Here is an 18,387-nt window from a genome sequence, read left to right as displayed (position 1 = left end):
ATACATATATTTATCGAGCTATGAAATAGATTAATTTAGCATTCAAATAACATTTAATTCACGAGACTCAAATCGCTTAACTTGAGACCTAATCGCATAAAAGTATGACCAGTTATTTATATAATTTATTCAAAAACATTACAAACAGTATCGTATTTTTATTAAAAAAAGTAGAGACTCAGATAAGCTTCGAAAATATTAAAAATGAATTATTTGCTTTTAATTATTCTTTTTCAAAAGCTGAATTTCCTTCAGATTTACTTAAATATATTGCTATTCCTTTCTTATTGATTATCATTATTTCTTTAGTAATATTATTGATTCTGAATCGATATGGTTTTGAAAAAAAATTAATTATAAAAAACGAAGTAGACATCAAAATAAATGATTTCCTAACTGAAATTATATTTTCTAATTATGACTCTAACTACATAAAAGGCCAGATAAAATTATTTAAACAACAAGTTCCTTTTAAAAAAAGATGGTGTAAGGGTATTATTCTAAATAAAATCATTACCATTAAAAGAAATATTAACGGAGTCAATCCGCATCAAATGCTGCTAATTTATAAATATTTTGGATTTCATGATTATAGCAATAAACTGATTAAAAGTAGGAGCTGGGAAAATAAATTATTAGGAATTTACCATTATCAAATATTAGAATACAAAATCAAAACAGGACACATAAGACCTAATATATATGTTAAAAATAAATTCTTAAAATCGAATGCATTGATTGCAGTAATCTCCCTTTCTGATCAAAAATTTGACTTTTTAAGTAATTATGAAAAACAAATATCTTATGCAGATGAGCTTAAAATCCTTGATATAATTCATCAAAAAAAATCTACTTTACCAAAAAAAATTAATGAATGGCTTACTAATAAAAATAGCTCTGTAGTGATACTTGCTATTAAATTAATGATTCGATATAGAGAAACTTTAACCATTGATCAAATAAGTCATCTTTTAAATAATACTAATAGTAAAGTACGAAAAGAAACATTCTTAGTTATTCGGAATTTATATATTATCGAAGCAAATGAGCTTTTAATAAACAGTTATCCAAAAGAAACCGATAAACGAAATAAAATTTCTGCTTTAAAAACAATGGGCGTGATTGGTGATAATGAAACAAAAGATTTTGCTTTGAGCATTCTTTTAGGAGAATCAGATTTAGAAATAAAATTTGAAATTGTAAAATGTATTGCTAAAATTGATCCTACTTTTTTTAACACCTACACAACTGAGGATGCCGCAGAAGATGAAATCATCAAAAGAATTATTTTACATGTTAATACCCCCCAGCTAAATTGAATACCTTAGAAACCATTATTAAAACCTACGAAACCTATATCGCTTATTATTCGATTAGTTATATTTTATTCTATTTAATACTAGCTATATTATCTTGGGTAGCAATAAAAAAGTATTATAAATCTAAGTACTTTTTACTTAAAGAAATATTAGTTAAATCTAATCATACTGTAGGTGTCTCTATAGTTGCTCCTGCATTTAACGAAGCTACTACAATTGTATACAACGTTAAATCATTACTCTTTCAAGAATATCCAAAATTTGAAGTAGTTATTGTTAATGACGGAAGTACTGATAAGACTCTTGAAATATTAATTAGTGAGTTTAATTTGGTGAAAGTTGATTTTTTCTATCAGGAAAAAATACCAACACAACCTGTAAGAGGGCATTATAAATCAACGAATCCTATATACTCTAAACTTTTAGTTGTAGACAAGGAAAACGGGAAAAGTAAAGCTGATGGATCAAATGCCGGTATCAATTCAGCCAAATACTCTTTATTCATTTGTACAGATGTAGATTGTATTTTAAGAAAAGATACCATTTCTATGCTTGCCAAACCTTTTATCGAAAATACAGAAAAAGTAATCGCTACTGGAGCTGCAATCCGAATTTCAAATTCATGTGAATTTAAAGATGGAATGCTTTTTAAATCTCATTTCCCAGATAATTTTTTTGCCCGTTTTCAGGAACTAGAATACATACGCTCTTTTTTATTTGGAAGAATGGCTTGGAGCAAAATTAATGGTTTACTATTAGTTTCAGGCGGTTTGGGAATGTTTGATAAGGAAACTGTTATTGAAGCTGGTGGATATTGGCATAAATCACTTGGTGAAGATATGGAACTTATCACTCGTATGAGAAAATTGATGCACCAGAAAAAAGAAAAATTCTTAATCATTTACATCCCTGAATCCTTATGCTGGACTGAGGTTCCTGCCAGTATGACTATATTTTTAAGGCAACGTGTACGTTGGGCCAGAGGATTGGTTCAAACATTATTTTTACATAAAGATGTTTTTTTTAATCCAAAGTACGGTAAAACGGGACTCTTAATTTTTCCTTATTATTTACTTTATGAATTTGCAGTTCCAATTTTGGAAATTTTAGGTTTAATAACCTTAACAGTAGACCTACTATTTTTTAATATTAACTTTGATTTTTTATTGATTGGCGGTGCTTTTGTATATTTATTTTACATAAGTATAACACTAATTTCGGTGTTTTTAGATCAATTAATTTATAAGCATTACACAGGTATCAAAGAGGTATTAATACTAATAATAATGATTTTTATTGAGCCTTTAGTCTTTCATCCGCTCAATGTGTATGCCTCTATAAAAGGGTATTGGCACTTTTTGAGACAAAAAGAACAAAAATGGGGCGTAATGGTGCGTCAAGGATTTACAATGGAGAAAAAAAAAATATAATGAAAAACAACAAAATTTTAAATTCAATCGTAGTATTTGTTTTAATATTGATTTTTTCTAATCAAAAAATCAACGCACAAAAAATTGACACCGATAGTCTTTTAACAGTTATCGTAAAAGACATGCAGAATGAAAAAAATTATGCGAAGAATATTCAAAGAGCATTAATGGCTAAAAAAATAGCCCCAAATTATCTTGATTATTATTTGATATTAGGGCGTAACCATGATCTATTGAAAAATAAAGATAGTGCAGCCTACTACTATAACTATTTCATCAAAAAAACTAATGCCAACGAAGATGCTTTCAATTACTTAATTAACATAGAATTAGAAAAAGAAAACTACACAGAAGCAGAGAAAACTATTGAGCAAGCCATTCAAATGCATCCTGATAATAGAGATTTTCAGAAAAAGAAAATAGTGTTGTATCAAGTACAAAAAGAAACTAAAAAAGAATATAATTATATACAATCTTTACAAGTTAAATACCCTAACGATCCTGAAATTAAGCAAAGCCTTTTTCTCATTGAGTCAAAAATTAATGCTGACAGATTGGGTATAAATTACAGTTACACCACCTTCAATAGAGAAGGTTATGGACCTTGGCACCTAGGAAGTATTCAATACATTAGAGAACGTGGTTGGGGTTCATTAATAGGTCGTGTTAATTATGCCAATAGATTATCTTCCGGTGAAAGTATTGCTGAAGGCAAACAATTTGAAGCAGAATCCTATTTTTTTACAGGGAAAAATAATTATTCTTATGTGAGTATAGCATATAGTCCAGATTTGGTTTTTCCAAGATTAAGAGTTGGATATTCTTTTTATCAAAATTTCAAAAAAGGATGGGAAGCTGATTTAGGCTTGCGATACATTGAATCTGAAACTATAGAAACTAAAATAATTGTTTTAGGAGTTGGTAAATATATTGGATCCTATTGGATCAATTTTAGGTCGTACTTACAGAATAACGACAATGAATACAATCCATCATTTGCACTTACCACCAGATATTATTTGGATACCAAATATGACTATTTTTCAGTAGTTGCTGGATACGGAACGTCACCAGATGAGAGAACAACCTTGGGTCAATTTGAGCAAAGAGTAAGCCTTAACTCCTTTAGAATTGGTGCTGGATATAATAGACTAATCAACAATCATTATTTAGCAGGAATTCAAACAACATTTAACAATCAAGAGTATGCGCCTAACTTGAAACAAAATGAATTAGAAATATCATTAATGTTCCAATATAAATTCTAAAATGTTTTATAAAAAACTGAATTTAAATAGAATACTATTTATCCTTTTCCTTTTAAGTTTTAAAATGATGGCTCAATCTGATATTAGTTTTACAAATCAAACAACTAAAGAGAACTTGATCCTCATTGATTCAGAGAAAGAAAGACCAGCGGCTATAATTTTAAAATCGTATTTGGATAAATCTTTTACTAATTCATTTTTAATTCAGAATGGTTCGAGTAAAAAAAACTCAAAAATTCATCTTAGCATATCAAATTTAAAAAAATTAAATACCAATAATAGTTTTATCATTAGAAGTAATGCAACCGATATTTTTTTAATCGCACCAAATGAAAAATTGTTACACTATGCGGTTTATACATTATTAGAAACTTGGGGATTTAGAAAATTCACGTCTAAAGAAACCTATATTCCAAAATTAGATGCAGTTGTATTCCCAAAAAATACAGAACAGTATCATAAACCTTCTTTTGGGTATCGAGTGTTATTATATCCAGATGCTTACGATGAAAACTTTAGAGATTGGCATAAATTAGATTGGCATTTAGAAGACTTTAGCATTTGGGGACATTCCTTTAGTAAACTTCTACCGCCTCAAGAATATTTCAAAAAGAATCCAACCTTTTATGCTTTGTATGATGGAAACCGCAATTCTGAATCACTTTGCATGACTAATGATACTGTGGTCGATTTAGTATTACAAAAAATGCAAAAAGTCATAACGAAAAATCCGAACGCTTCTTTTTATTCTGTAAGTCAGAATGATGATGTAGTCTACTGTGAATGCCCAGAATGCAAAACTCTAAACACTAAATATGGAGGTCCGCAAGGTTCTCTGTATCATTTTTTAAACAAAATTGCGCGACAATTTCCTAAAACTAAAATAACAACTCTAGCTTATCTTCATAGCTTAAAACCCCCGACAAGTTTAATCTTGCAACCAAATATATATACCTTATTTTGCCCAATAGAATTAAACCGTGGGAAATCTATTGTAGACGACAATTACAGTAAATCTTTTAAAAATACATTGCAAGATTGGAACAAAACCACGTCTCATCTATACCTATGGGATTATACAGTACAATTTTCTAATTATTTATCTCCTTTTCCTAATATCCATACCTTTTCAGACAACTACAAGTTCTTTAAAAAAAACAATATAAAAGGGTTATTTGTACAAGGATATGCTGACGTTCCGGGAGATTTCACAGAATTAAGACAATATCTATTAGCTAAATTATTATGGAATACTGATATCGATATAGAAGCCACTACAGATGACTTCCTTCGTGGTTTTTATGGTAAAGCAGCTCCGAATATTAGACGATATTTAAATCTTTTAGCGCAAAATCAACAAAAATTTAATTCTTATCTGGACATTTATTCAGGCCCAGTTCAATGCAGAAATACATTTTTATCAACTGAAGCAATGAATCAATATGATTATTTGATTAATGAAGCTTTAAATGCGGTTGAACAAGATACTGTTTTAGCATCAAGAGTCGAAAAATTGCGACTAGCATTAGAATATGTATTTTTTGAACAATCAAAGTTTTATGGAAAGGATCTACATGGTATGTTTATTGTCAATGAAAAAGGACAAAAAGAAGTAGTAAAAGGAATACAAGAAAGAGTACTAAAATTTACAAAAAAATGCTCTGAACTAGGAATTTATGAATTAAGTGAGGGTGGTTTATCACCAGAACAGTATTACCAAGAATGGCTCGAAATAGCCAAAGACACGACAAATCATTTAGGAGAAAAACTAAAGGTTAATTTTTTGACATTACCAGCAGAAGAATTTACAGGAAAAGGAAGTTATGGCTTAGTAGATGGAATTCGAGGTCATAAAGATTACAATATCAATTGGATTGGATGGTATGGGATTAATCCCGAAATAGAAATAATCACCAACAAATTGGATTTCAATCAAATAAAAATAAATTTCCTTGACGATCAAAGACATTGGATTTTTAAACCGTCGAAAATTTCTATTTACGGTTTTAACAATAAAGAATGGCAACTGATTACAGAGAAATTTATTGGAAATTTATCAGAAAGTTTTGTTATTAAAACGGAGCAGATAGAGATCAACAGTAAAAACTTTAGTAAGTTTGATAAAATAAAGTTACAGATTGATAATTTAGATGATTTACCAATCTGGCGAAAACGAAAACAAAAGAAACCAATGATAATGATTGATGAGATTGAACTCTACAATAAATAAAAAACAATTAAAATGAGCATGAAAAAAATATTAATAATAGAAGATGACAACTTAATCATTAAAATTTTAGATTTTATTTTAAAGAAAGAAGGTTATGAAACATTCATTTCAAGAGATGGAAATGATGGAATAGATCAAATAGGCATACTGCAACCTGATTTAATTATCACTGATATAATGATGCCCTATAAATCAGGGTTGGAAATTACTGCCTATTCTAAAAAAAATTATCCAAGCATTCCAGTGATTATAGTTTCGGCTTTAGGTAAAGAGGATTTAACGGTTATTGAAGGCTTTAAATTAGGTGTGGATGATTTCATAGCCAAGCCATTTAATCCAATCGAATTAGTTTTAAGAGTTAAACGTTTTGTCTAAAAGGAGTTCTTAGATAAATCAAAAAAATAACAATATTTTTACCTAATGTGAGTATCCTCATAAAAAACGTATCTTTGCACAAAATTTAAGCAAATGGCTACTTTCGAACAATTCAATCTCCCTAAATCTGTACAAAAAGCAATAGATGATTTAGGATTTACTGCTCCAACTCCCATCCAGGAAAAAACTTTTTCTGTGATTATGTCTGGAAGAGATATGATGGGAATTGCACAAACTGGTACTGGTAAAACATTTGCATACCTATTGCCTTTATTAAAATTATACAAATTTACTCCTGGACATACTCCTAAAATAGTAATTCTGGTTCCAACACGTGAGCTTGTAGTACAAGTAGTAGAAGAGGTAGAAAAATTGACAAAATATATGTCAGTTCGTACTGTTGGAATTTTTGGAGGGGTAAATATCAATACTCAAAAAACAACTGTTTATCAAGGTTGTGACGTTTTGGTAGGAACTCCAGGACGAATCATGGATTTAACGCTAGATAATGTAATTCGTTTTGAAGAAATGCAAAAGCTAGTAATTGATGAGTTTGACGAAATGCTAAATTTAGGGTTTCGTACCCAATTGACAGCTATTTTGGCTATGATGCCAAAAAAACGCCAAAACATCCTTTTTTCAGCAACAATGACTGATGAAGTCGATGCTATTTTGAATGACTATTTTGATTATCCTGAAGAAGTTACGCTATCAGCATCTGGGACACCATTGGAAAATATCAAACAAATTACCTACAACGTCCCTAATTTCAATACCAAAGTAAATCTATTAAAATACTTATTAGAGTCAAACGAAGACATGAGTCGTATTTTGGTTTTCGTCAATAATAAGAAGATTTCAGATATGCTTCACGAGCGCATCGAAGAAGATTTTGATGGCCAGTTTGGTGTCATTCACTCTAATAAATCACAAAATTATCGCTTAAGTACAATGGCTTCCTTCCAAGAAGGAAATCTTCGTGGTTTGATAACGACTGATATCATGGCAAGAGGTTTGGATATATCCAACATTACCCATGTTGTCAATTTTGAAATGCCAGAATTACCAGAATTGTACATGCACCGTATTGGTAGAACTGGTCGTGCAGATGCAACAGGAACTGCAATTAGTCTTATCGCTCCTCGTGAAGAAGAGTATAAAGTAGAAGTGGAAGTACTGATGAATATGGAATTAGCAATTGAGCCTTTCCCAGAAACAGTAGAAGTTTCATCAAAATTAATCGAACCTGAAAAAGACAGACAACCGATTAAGTTTATGATGAAAAAACAAAAATTGACAGGAGATGGCGCTTTTCAAGAAAAAAGTAAAAAGAACAAAAAAGTCAATTTAGGTGGCCCTGGAGTAACCAAGAAAAAAACGCACGGTTCTGTAAATAGAAATATGCTGAAAACCAGAGACAAAAAGAGAAAAGACAAGAACAAATAGTGTTCAGTTTTTAGTGTACAGCTTCTAAATCCTGTTTTTTTTCTGAACTTAACATCGGAACAAAAGAAAAAAACAAAAACTAATAGTAAAAAAGGGTTGAAAAATGGAAATCATTTTTCAACCCTTTTTAGTGAATTTTATTTAATTTTTAAGTTTAATTCTTGGTAAAAACCAAACAAACAGGAGAACATAAAGCTATTTTTTTTCCAGTATCTGTAAGTGCTCCCGTAGTTTTATTTATTTTAAAAATCACCACATCATTAGTATATTGATGTGCTACCAGAAGAAAATTCCCACTTGGGTCAATGGCAAAATTTCTAGGTCCTTTTCCTAAAGTACTGGTTTGTCCTTGCAATTGCAATTTTCCGTTCTTTAGAATTTTAAAAATTGTAATGTTATTGGCTTCCCCGCGATTAGAAGCATATAAAAACTTCCCGTCAGGTGAAATATGAATATCTGCAGAACTGAACGTTCCTTTGAAATCTTTCGCTAAAATGGTAGTTTCATCAATCTTCTTTAATATTCCCTTTGCGTAACTAAATACCGTTAATGCTCCGTCAAGTTCGTGTAATAAATAAACAAATTTGCCGTCTTTGCTGAAGGTTAAATGTCTTGGTCCACTTCCAGATTTTACAGCAATACTATCTTTTAATTCTAAAACAGTACTCCCAGCATTAGGATTATAGGCATAGGAGTATACTTTATCAGTCCCCAAATCATTGGACAAAACAAACTTTTTGTCAGGAGAAAAATGAACCATGTGAACGTGCGGACCTTCTTGTCTTTGTGCATTAATCCCTTTTCCGTAGTGTTGAATGACTTGTTTTGCTTCAGAGATACTTCCATCACTTTTCTTAGCAAAAACAGAAATATTCCCACCAGAATAATTGGCAATTATCACATTTTTATCGTCATTGATGATGTAACAGGGATCAGCACCTTTTGAACTTTGCTTGTTGATTAAGTCTAATTTTCCGCTTGACGGATTGTAACTAAAAGAACTTACCGTACTTTCAGCACCAAACTCGTTTACGGCATAAATAAAGTTATTCTCCTTTGAAACCGACAAATAACTAGGATTTATAACCTTTTCAGTAGCATTTTTAAAACTGAAATCACCTGTTTTTGAATCAAAATCATAAACATAAATTCCTTTGCTATCACAGCTTTGAGTGTAGGTACCAATCAGTAAATTGAATTTATTTTTTTGTGCTTGCACACTTGTAAAAATGAAAATGAATAGTAGAACAGCAAACGGTTTTTTCATGTTTTTAAATTTTATTGAAAAGCTAAAATACACATTATATTCATAATGAATGTCAATTGTTTATTCCTTTGAAAAATTATAACAACTTCATCTAAAACTGTCAACAAATTTGTATTTTTGACTCACGAAATTCAATGAACTCCATTGAAAATAAAATCCAGTGAAGTAAACTCAACCTCAGAATGCATTTTAAACATCCCGAAATTTTATACTTTCTGTTCTTATTGATTGTTCCAATTTTGGTTCATTTATTTCAATTACGCCGTTTCAAAAAAGAATATTTCACCAATGTTCGTTTCTTAAAAGCACTTTCTATACAAACCCGAAAAAGCTCTAAAATCAAGAAATGGTTGCTTCTAGCCTCCCGTTTATTGCTACTAACTTTTATTATTATAGCATTTGCACAACCTTTTTTTGAGTCGAAAGACAGTAAAAATGCCAGCAATGAATTGTATGTTATTCTAGACAATTCTTTTAGTATGCAAGCCAAAGGCAAAAAAGGAGAATTGCTAAAAAGAGCTGTTCAGGAACTGCTTGAAGAAACTCCTGAAAATGTAAATTTTTCTTTGCTTACCAATTCTGAAAACTATTGGAACACCGATATAAAATCAGTTCGTGGAGCTTTGCAAAACTTAAAATACAGCGCTACTCCGTTCCAATTAGATAATATAATGGCAAAAATAAAAGCACATAAATCGGCTTTTAAAAAGGATATCGTTATCATTACCGACGCTGTTGGTCTTGATGAAAAACAACTGAAAAATACTGATGCAACTGATTCGCCTTTATTTATAATCCCAAAAGCAGAACAAAAAAACAATGTTTCTATTGACAGCGTCTTTATCAATAAAACATTAGAAAATTTTTATGAAATTAGCGTGAAAATATCTGGTTATGGAGATGATTTCAAACCGATTCCTATTTCGTTATACAATGAAAACAAGCTCATTGCAAAGACGATAGTAACATTAGACACAAAGAAAAAAAACCTCAATTTTACGATTCCAAAACAAGCTTTTCATGGCTATTTCTCTATAGTTGATAATGGATTGACTTACGACAACACATTATATTTTAGTATTTCAAAAGCTAAGAAAACGAACATAATCAGCATTGGAGAACCATCGAAAAGTAATTTCCTTTCCCGAATTTACACCAGTGAAGAATTCAATTTTAGCAATTATACTTTAAGTGCATTGGATTACAATAAATTGGAGGAACAAGATGCGATTGTTTTAAATGAATTGGATGAAATCCCGCAAGCTTTGGCAACCACTTTAAAATCTTTTGTAGAAAAAGACGGTAATTTAATTGTGATTCCTTCGGCAATAAGTTCAATTCCAAATATGAATTCTTTTGTATCAAATTTTGGAAAACTTACATTCAATTCTTTAGAAAACAGAGAAAAACTGATTACTAAAATTAACTTCAATCATCCTATATTCAATAGTGTTTTTGAAAACAAAGTGACTAATTTTCAGTATCCAAAAACAAAAAGTTCGTTTGTATTATCAAGTTCAAGCCCTGCTGCTTTATCTTATGAAGATCAAAGTGATTTCTTGACTTCGATAGCAAATTCGATCTCAACGGTTTCAGTTTTTGCAGCTCCTATCAACATCGAAAATTCAAATTTCCAACAATCTCCATTAATTGTACCTACCTTTTACAAGATGGCGATGGTCAATCAAAATAACGGTGTAAATGCTTTAATAATTGGAAACAACAACCCTCATTTAGCAGCAGTATCTTTAAACAAAGACGCTATTTTAACGGTAAAAGGCTTGGACGAACAATTTATTCCTATCCAACAAATTCTGAATAATAAAGTCAAAATGACTTTCAATGATTATCCCGAACAAGCAGGAAATTTTAGTATTTACAATAAAAAGGAATGGATAGAAAACATCAGTTTTAATTACAACAGAACCGAAAGTGATTTGGCTTCAGCCAATGAAAATATCCTTTCTGACTATAAAACAATCGAATCAATCTCATCACTATTTGATACTTTACAAACTGACAGAACGGATAATCAAATTTGGAAATGGTTTGTTATCTTTGCATTGTTATTTATGATAACCGAAATGGCAATTATACGATTCGTAAAGTAAATAACTCCCATCCAATACTTAAAAAATCAATATGAACTTAATCATCAGAAGCGCCAAAATTATCGATTCGAAAAGTCCTTTTCACAATAAGATTGCAGATATTTTAATTGTTGATGGTTTTATAAAAAAAATTGGAACATCACTTCCAAATCCAGATAAAGCAGACGAGATAAAACTTGATAATTTACATGTTTCGCAAGGCTGGTTTGACAGCAGCGTTTCTATGGGAGAACCGGGATTTGAAGATAGAGAAACGATAGCAAACGGACTTACTACAGCTGCAAAAAGTGGTTTTACGGCAATCGCATTACAACCCAACTCCTTCCCTATTATTGACAATCAATCCCAAGTAAATTTTGTCTTAAACAAAGCATTAGGATTTGCAACTCAATTATATCCTATTGGTGCATTGAGCAAAGAAAGTGCAGGAAAAGATATGGCTGAATTGTATGACATGAAAAAAGCGGGAGCAGTAGCTTTTGGCGATTATAATAAAAGTTTGGATAATGCTAATTTGCTAAAAATCGCTTTGCAATACGTTCAGGATTTTGACGGATTAATTCTGGCTTTTTCCCAAGACGAAAATATAAAAGGAAATGGAGTTGCTAATGAAGGCATTGTTTCTACGCGATTAGGATTAAAAGGAATTCCTAATCTTTCCGAAGAATTGCAAATCGCAAGAAATTTATTTTTGTTAGAATATACTGGAGGAAAACTACACATCCCAACTATTTCAACTAAAAAATCCGTTCAGTTAATCAAAGAAGCTAAAGCAAATGGCCTACAGGTTACATGCAGTGTTGCTGTCCATCATTTGGTTTTAACAGATGAAAAACTAGAAAGTTTTGACACTCGTTATAAAGTTTCGCCACCACTTAGAACTGAAATTGACAGAAAAGCATTGTTGAAAGGCATAAAAGACGGAACCATTGACATGATTACATCAGACCATAATCCGATAGATATTGAACATAAAAAAATGGAATTTGACGGTGCCAAAAATGGAACCATTGGGCTAGAAAGTGCTTTTAGTGCTTTGATGACCGTATTACCATTAGAAACCGTAATAGATAAATTGACCTCTGGAAAAACAACTTTTGGTATCGAAATAGAATCAATTAATGAGGGTTCTAAAGCAAATATCACTTTATTTAATCCTGAACCTAAAAGCATTTTTACAAAATCATCTATTTTATCCAAATCAAAAAACTCCGCTTTTCTGGGAACAGAAATCAAAGGAAAAGTTATCGGAATTGTAAATCAAGGAAAATTAATTTTAGCATAAATAAAAGATCTCACCAACCTAGGGGTGAGCACCAATTAAAATGAATAATACAACCGAAACAGGAAAAACTGCTGCCATTACTAGCTATATTTTAGGAATTGGCGTGTTTATAGCGATGTCTATGAATTCCGAAGATAAAAATCCATTTGCTTCTTTTCACATTCGCCAAGGACTGGGCCTCACCTTAACTTTTATATCATTGGGATTAATCATTAGCAATTTTGACAGCTTAATGATTTCGGCTCCCATGTGGATTTTCGTTTTTGTTTTATGGTCCTACGGCATTACAAGCGCCATAAAAGGCGAAACAAAACCAGTTCCTTTATTGGGAATTTATTTTCAAAAATGGCTTTCAAACATATCATAATCCGATGAATTTATCTTTAGAATATAAAATACGTGAACCCAAAATAAAGTTAGACAAGAACCCTCTTTTACTTTTATTACATGGATACGGCAGCAATGAAGACGATTTATTTTCATTTGCAACAGAGCTTCCTGAGGAATATTATATCATCTCAGCACGTGCTCCTTACGACTTACAATACGGAAGTTACGCTTGGTATGCGATAAACTTTGATGCAGATCAAAATAAATTCTCAGACCACGAACAAGCTAAAGTTTCAAGAGATTTAATTGCTGGATTTATCGATCAATTAATTGATAACTATCCGATAGATGCTCAAAAAGTTACTCTGATTGGCTTTAGCCAAGGTGCCATTTTGAGTTACGCAGTTGCACTTTCATATCCAAAAAAAGTGCAAAAAATAGTTGCGATGAGTGGTTATTTGAATTTAGAAATTGTAGCTGACGATTATCTAAAAAATAGTTTTAATAACCTAAAAATATTTGCTTCACACGGAACTGCAGATCAAGTTATCCCAGTAGAATGGGCAAGAAAAACTCCTGTAATTGTCGAGAAGTTAGGAATAAATACGACCTACAAAGAATATCCAATTGGCCATGGAGTTACTCCACAGAACTTTTATGATTTTAAAAATTGGCTTCAGGAAAAATAGTTATCAGCTAATATTCGCAGTTTTTAGACCACAATTTCTAAAAACTGTGACTTATTTATTTCTGATACAACAAGGATTGGTTTACCTCAAACGAAATACTGTCATCAGTATTTACAAAATACTTCAATAAAACTTCGCCCCAAATTTCACCATCGCTAAAGTCGGCAATAATCCATCTGTGATTCAGTATTCTAACTTTATTGATAATAAATTTGTTTGTTCCTATTTGATCTTGACCGGTGAAAGGATTGCCTTTTGGGTTAGCATTATAATCCAATAATTTTTCCGTAACAACAGGAATTAATTTTTCATATTGAATTATTTTTTCAGAACTACCTGAATCAAAATAATTTTGAGCATTTTCGTTTTTTGCCAAAGAAAAATAATTAGCATCAGCCAACTGATTTGACACTAAATTTAGACTATCTCTTAATTTTTTTGTAGTTTTCTCATACCTTGTTTGTTCAAATTCAACTTGTTTACTCAAAAACATATAAGTAAAAATTGAAGAAAGAACTGCTAAAATAGTAAGATAAAGGAAAAGTGATTGTTTCATTGTAAATTGAATTATAGTGTGATTTCTAAATTATCATACGCTAGGAATACATTCTCAGGAAGGCTTTTTTGAACCTCTTCATGATATCCCATAATATGACTAATATGTGTTAGATATGTTTTTTTTGGTTGCACCAAAGTTATAAAATCTAACGCTTCTTTCAAATTGAAATGCGTATCGTGAGGCTCTTCTCGTAACGCATTTATTACCAAGACCTTCAAATTTTTTAATTTTTCAATTTCACTTTTTTGAATAGTTTTTACATCCGTCAAATAGGCAAAATCATCGATTCTATACCCAAAAACCTGAAGATTTCCATGTAGTACATCAATAGGAATTACCGTTTTATTTCCGAGTAAAAAAGGTTGGTTATTAACAACTTCAATAGTTGTAACAGATGGAGCACCTGGGTATTTATTAACCGTTTCAAAAACGTATTCAAATCGCCTTCTTAAATTATCGATAACCCTTTGATGTGCATAAATAGGAATTTCGCCCTGTTTAAAATTAAATGGCCGAATATCGTCTATTCCAGCAGTATGATCAGCGTGTTCGTGAGTAAACAAGATCCCATCTACTTTTTGACAATTTGAGGAAAGCATTTGCTGCCTAAAATCGGGTCCGCAGTCAATAATAAAAGAATGATTTCCCCAAGAAATCCAAACGGATACTCGTAGCCTTTTGTCTTTAAAATCAGTGCTTTTACATACTGGGTGATTACTCCCTATGACAGGAATCCCTTGTGATGTACCAGTTCCTAAAAAATATACCTTCAATTTTATTGTTTTTATTTACAAAAATAGGGTTAATTATCTTTCATTAGAAACCTATTTCATTAACTTTGCAACATATTAGCCATATTAAAAGAAAATGGATACAGAAATAAAATTAAAAGGTGACAAAGTCATCGAACAAATCCCTTCGATTAAAGATAAAGCGCTTCGTATCAACTTGAACGAAAACATTTATGGAACTTTTGCTGAAATTGGGGCTGGACAGGAAACTGTAAGACATTTTTTTAGATCTGGTGGTTCCTCTGGTACCATTGCAAAAGCGATGTCAGCCTATGACAAAGATTTTAGTGATGCAGTATACGGCATTGAAGAAGATGGCCGTTATGTAACGGAAAGCCGACTCAAAAAAATGCTTTCTCATGAAGTAAATCTGATAGAAAAAAGATTGAGTAGAGAGAAACATCCCAACAAAATGTTTTTCAGTTATGCCAATACGGTTGCCACTATTGATTTTGCAAAACAATTCAAAGGGCATGGATGGGTTGGAATTAGTTACCAAATTGAACCAGATGAGGATTATAATGAGATTATTATCCACATTCGATTTAAAGAAACTGATGTACGACTACAACAAGAAACACTTGGTATTCTTGGTGTAAACTTAATTTATGGTGCTTATTATAAATACAATGATCCGAAACGATTGTTGCGCTATTTATACGATCACTTAGACAAAGATCAATTAGAAATAGACACTATAAATTTCTCAGGACCTCGTTTTGCTGATGTTGACAATCGTTTGATGAGTTTGCAATTAGTAAAAAACGGAATGACTGATGCGGTAATGTTTAATCCAGATGGAAAAAACATTCTTCCTGCTGCCATATTATACAAGAAAAACATCCTTGCTTTTAGAGGAAGTTTTCGTCCAGTTACAAAAGTAAACATGGATATGTATGAGAAATCTTTGAAAATGTTCTTGAACGAAAACAAAGTAGAAAAGGAAAATACCTTGGTTGTATTCGAAATCACCTTGTCTAATCTTCGATCCGATGGAGAGATAGATGAAAGAGATTTTATGGATCGAGCTGAATTACTTTGTTCACTTGGACAAACAGTAATGATTTCAAACTTCCAAGAATACTATAAAGTGGTAGAATATTTTTCTAATTACACGAAAGCCAGAATGGGATTAGCGATGGGTGTAAATAATTTAGTAGATATATTTGATGAGAAATATTACCGCCATTTAAGTGGTGGGATTTTGGAAGCTTTTGGAAAATTATTCTATCGCGACATGAAAGTTTTCTTGTATCCAATGATTGGAGAAGATGGAGAAATAATCAATTCTGATAACTTAAAAGTACATCCTAGAATGAAAGAATTATATAAATTCTTTAAATTCAACGGAAAAGTAGTAGACATTGATGATTATGATCCATCTATTTTAGAAGTTTTCTCACGTGAAGTTTTAAACATGATTAACAATGGAAAACCAGGTTGGGAAACTATGCTTCCTACTGGTATTGCCGAAATAATCAAAGAACACCGCCTTTTTGGGTATGATCCAAATAAACTATTGAAGGAAATTAATTAATTTTCATTTGTTATTTAAAAACTTGATACCTATCAAAAATAGCACTGAAATTTCGTTTTAAAATATAAAAAAAGTCCAGAATTTAAGCTTTATATAGCTCAATTCTGGATTTTTTACAGTTATTATATTTTTTTTCAAAATTGCATCCATTTTTTCAGAATTACAAAAGCGAAAGAAATGCTATTTACTCCAATATTTGAGCAGCATGCGCTTTGGTTTTTACATCAGAAATCACGTCCTCGATGATTCCGTTTTCGTCTATAACAAAAGTAGTTCTATGAATACCGTCGTATTCCTTTCCCATAAATTTTTTTGGCCCCCAAACGCCAAAAGCCTGAATTACAGATTTATCTTCATCCGCAAGTAATGGGAAAGGAAAATCGTATTTTTCTTTGAATTTGGCTTGTGCTTTTTGAGCATCTGCACTTACTCCTAATAGTTCATAATTATTAGCTTGGAATCGCTCAAAATTGTCTCTCAAGTCACATGCTTCTGCGGTACATCCGGGTGTATTCGCTTTTGGATAAAAGAAAACCACTAATTTTTTACCCGAATAATCTGCTAATTGATGTGAATTTCCGTCTTGATCTAGACCCGAAAAATTAGGCGCTTTGTCTCCTTTTTTTAATGTTGTCATAGGTATTTATTATTTTTTTTAGGATATTTTACTGTTTTATTGCAATTCTATGCCCCAGATGGAAATGAAAAGCCCGGACTGCAGAAAACTATTTTTTCTTGGTTAGAAAGAGCGACCGGAAGGAAGCTCCTTTGTAAACGTAGAAAAAAAGTTTTTTAAAGGAGGACTTGTAATGTACAGCTGGATTAGGCCCCTGGTAAAATTTGTACTATTTTTACAATTATAAAAGTACAAAAATGAATAAACAAGAACGTGTAACGTTTGTTATAAATACGTTAAAAGAGTTATACCCAACGATTCCAATTCCTTTGGATCATAAAGACCCCTATACGCTATTGATTGCTGTTTTACTTTCGGCACAATGCACGGATGTTCGCGTGAATCAAATTACGCCTTTACTTTTCGCAAAAGCTGATAATCCGTACGATATGATAAAAATGTCTGTTGAAGAGATTAAAGAGATCATTCGTCCCTGCGGCTTATCGCCAATGAAGTCAAAAGGAATTCATGGTTTATCACATATTTTAATTGACAAACACGGTGGAAAAGTGCCTCAAAGTTTTGAATTTTTAGAGGAATTACCTGCTGTAGGTCATAAAACTGCGAGTGTTGTGATGTCGCAAGCTTTTGGGGTGCCTGCTTTCCCAGTTGACACGCACATTCATAGATTGATGTACCGATGGAATTTGACAAATGGTAAAAACGTAGTCCAAACAGAGAAAGATGCAAAACGTATTTTTCCTGAAGAAATTTGGAACGACTTACACCTTCAAATTATATGGTACGGAAGAGAATATTCTCCGGCTCGTGGCTGGGATTTAGACAAGGATATAATTACTAAAACGATAGGAAGAAAAGCGATTCTTGATTCATATTACAAAAACAAATCCTAGTTAATAAGAAATTAAACCTACTACATAAAACCAAATAATTGGATTGAAGTCGTTTTAATTTGATATGATTTCGAAACTATTATTGTCTATTTTTATTATGCTCAACGCTTTGGAATAGCTTAATAAGAAAGAAATTGTTTCTTTACTTGGTTTCCTGTTTTTTGAAACTGATGCTTTTTTAGAGTAAGTTTTTGCCATAGAGTAATATCTTTTTATCTTT

17 protein-coding genes are annotated in these 18,387 nt (G+C 31.4%); 12 read left to right on the top strand and 5 right to left on the bottom strand.

Going from position 1 to position 18,387, the window contains the following annotated elements:
* Positions 1-104: 104 nt before the first annotated feature.
* From V5J73_RS04890 to V5J73_RS04865, 6 genes are all read left to right on the top strand, one after another.
* Entirely contained in the window at positions 105-1,319 is a 1,215-nt protein-coding gene (locus V5J73_RS04890; RefSeq protein ID WP_338648001.1) for a HEAT repeat domain-containing protein, read from the top strand.
* Complete coding sequence (locus V5J73_RS04885) at positions 1,316-2,749, top strand: glycosyltransferase family 2 protein (protein WP_338648000.1); 1,434 nt, start codon at positions 1,316-1,318, stop codon at positions 2,747-2,749. Before V5J73_RS04890 ends, V5J73_RS04885 begins: the two co-directional genes overlap by 4 nt.
* Entirely contained in the window at positions 2,749-4,017 is a 1,269-nt protein-coding gene (locus V5J73_RS04880) for a YaiO family outer membrane beta-barrel protein (protein ID WP_338647999.1), read from the top strand. The genes V5J73_RS04885 and V5J73_RS04880 overlap by 1 nt, the downstream gene beginning before the upstream one ends.
* Position 4,018: 1 nt before the next feature.
* On the top strand, positions 4,019-6,247 hold the full coding sequence (locus V5J73_RS04875) for a DUF4838 domain-containing protein (protein WP_338647998.1): 2,229 nt from the start codon (positions 4,019-4,021) through the stop codon (positions 6,245-6,247).
* Between the two features lie 18 nt (positions 6,248-6,265).
* Entirely contained in the window at positions 6,266-6,622 is a 357-nt protein-coding gene (locus V5J73_RS04870) for a response regulator transcription factor (RefSeq protein ID WP_338647997.1), read from the top strand.
* A 93-nt stretch (positions 6,623-6,715) separates the two neighbouring features.
* Positions 6,716-8,068, top strand: a complete 1,353-nt coding sequence (locus V5J73_RS04865) for a DEAD/DEAH box helicase (RefSeq protein WP_338647996.1) — start codon at positions 6,716-6,718, stop codon at positions 8,066-8,068.
* A gap of 154 nt (positions 8,069-8,222) precedes the next feature.
* Here the strand turns inward: V5J73_RS04865 and V5J73_RS04860 are convergent, their stop codons facing one another.
* A complete protein-coding gene (locus tag V5J73_RS04860; protein WP_338647995.1) occupies positions 8,223-9,335 on the bottom strand; it encodes a lactonase family protein in 1,113 nt (370 codons plus the stop codon).
* 182 nt (positions 9,336-9,517) lie between these two features.
* On the opposite strand from V5J73_RS04860, the gene V5J73_RS04855 reads away from it, so the two are divergent.
* From V5J73_RS04855 to V5J73_RS04840, 4 genes are read left to right on the top strand one after another with little or no spacing between them, the layout of a single operon-like run.
* Positions 9,518-11,446 carry a BatA domain-containing protein gene (locus tag V5J73_RS04855; RefSeq protein WP_338647993.1) on the top strand — a complete coding sequence of 643 codons (1,929 nt, stop codon included), beginning with the start codon at positions 9,518-9,520 and terminating at the stop codon, positions 11,444-11,446.
* A 31-nt stretch (positions 11,447-11,477) separates the two neighbouring features.
* Positions 11,478-12,731, top strand: coding sequence for a dihydroorotase (locus V5J73_RS04850; RefSeq protein ID WP_338647991.1), 1,254 nt, complete (start codon positions 11,478-11,480; stop codon positions 12,729-12,731).
* Between the two features lie 40 nt (positions 12,732-12,771).
* Positions 12,772-13,098, top strand: coding sequence for a hypothetical protein (locus V5J73_RS04845; protein ID WP_338647989.1), 327 nt, complete (start codon positions 12,772-12,774; stop codon positions 13,096-13,098).
* A 4-nt stretch (positions 13,099-13,102) separates the two neighbouring features.
* The gene (locus V5J73_RS04840; RefSeq protein WP_338647988.1) at positions 13,103-13,750 is read left to right on the top strand and encodes an alpha/beta hydrolase; all 648 of its coding nucleotides are present in this window, start codon (positions 13,103-13,105) and stop codon (positions 13,748-13,750) included.
* A 55-nt stretch (positions 13,751-13,805) separates the two neighbouring features.
* On the opposite strand, the gene V5J73_RS04835 is transcribed toward V5J73_RS04840, so the two are convergent.
* Positions 13,806-14,306 carry a hypothetical protein gene (locus tag V5J73_RS04835; RefSeq protein WP_338647987.1) on the bottom strand — a complete coding sequence of 167 codons (501 nt, stop codon included), beginning with the start codon at positions 14,304-14,306 and terminating at the stop codon, positions 13,806-13,808.
* 11 nt (positions 14,307-14,317) lie between these two features.
* The gene (locus tag V5J73_RS04830) at positions 14,318-15,082 is read right to left on the bottom strand and encodes an MBL fold metallo-hydrolase (RefSeq protein WP_338647985.1); all 765 of its coding nucleotides are present in this window, start codon (positions 15,080-15,082) and stop codon (positions 14,318-14,320) included.
* A 94-nt stretch (positions 15,083-15,176) separates the two neighbouring features.
* Between V5J73_RS04830 and V5J73_RS04825 the strand changes: the two genes are divergently transcribed.
* Positions 15,177-16,637 carry a TonB-dependent receptor gene (locus V5J73_RS04825; protein WP_338647983.1) on the top strand — a complete coding sequence of 487 codons (1,461 nt, stop codon included), beginning with the start codon at positions 15,177-15,179 and terminating at the stop codon, positions 16,635-16,637.
* 184 nt (positions 16,638-16,821) lie between these two features.
* On the opposite strand, the gene bcp is transcribed toward V5J73_RS04825, so the two are convergent.
* Positions 16,822-17,274, bottom strand: coding sequence for a thioredoxin-dependent thiol peroxidase (gene bcp, locus V5J73_RS04820; RefSeq protein ID WP_338647982.1), 453 nt, complete (start codon positions 17,272-17,274; stop codon positions 16,822-16,824).
* Between the two features lie 236 nt (positions 17,275-17,510).
* Between bcp and V5J73_RS04815 the strand changes: the two genes are divergently transcribed.
* Positions 17,511-18,167, top strand: coding sequence for an endonuclease III domain-containing protein (locus V5J73_RS04815; RefSeq protein ID WP_338647981.1), 657 nt, complete (start codon positions 17,511-17,513; stop codon positions 18,165-18,167).
* A 54-nt stretch (positions 18,168-18,221) separates the two neighbouring features.
* Here the strand turns inward: V5J73_RS04815 and V5J73_RS04810 are convergent, their stop codons facing one another.
* Positions 18,222-18,365, bottom strand: a complete 144-nt coding sequence (locus V5J73_RS04810) for a hypothetical protein (RefSeq protein ID WP_338647980.1) — start codon at positions 18,363-18,365, stop codon at positions 18,222-18,224.
* Positions 18,366-18,387 lie beyond the last annotated feature (22 nt).

The sequence above is a fragment of the Flavobacterium sp. KS-LB2 genome, assembly GCF_036895565.1.
Taxonomy (GTDB): Bacteria; Bacteroidota; Bacteroidia; order Flavobacteriales; family Flavobacteriaceae; genus Flavobacterium.
This window is presented reverse-complemented; position numbering and strand designations above follow the sequence as displayed.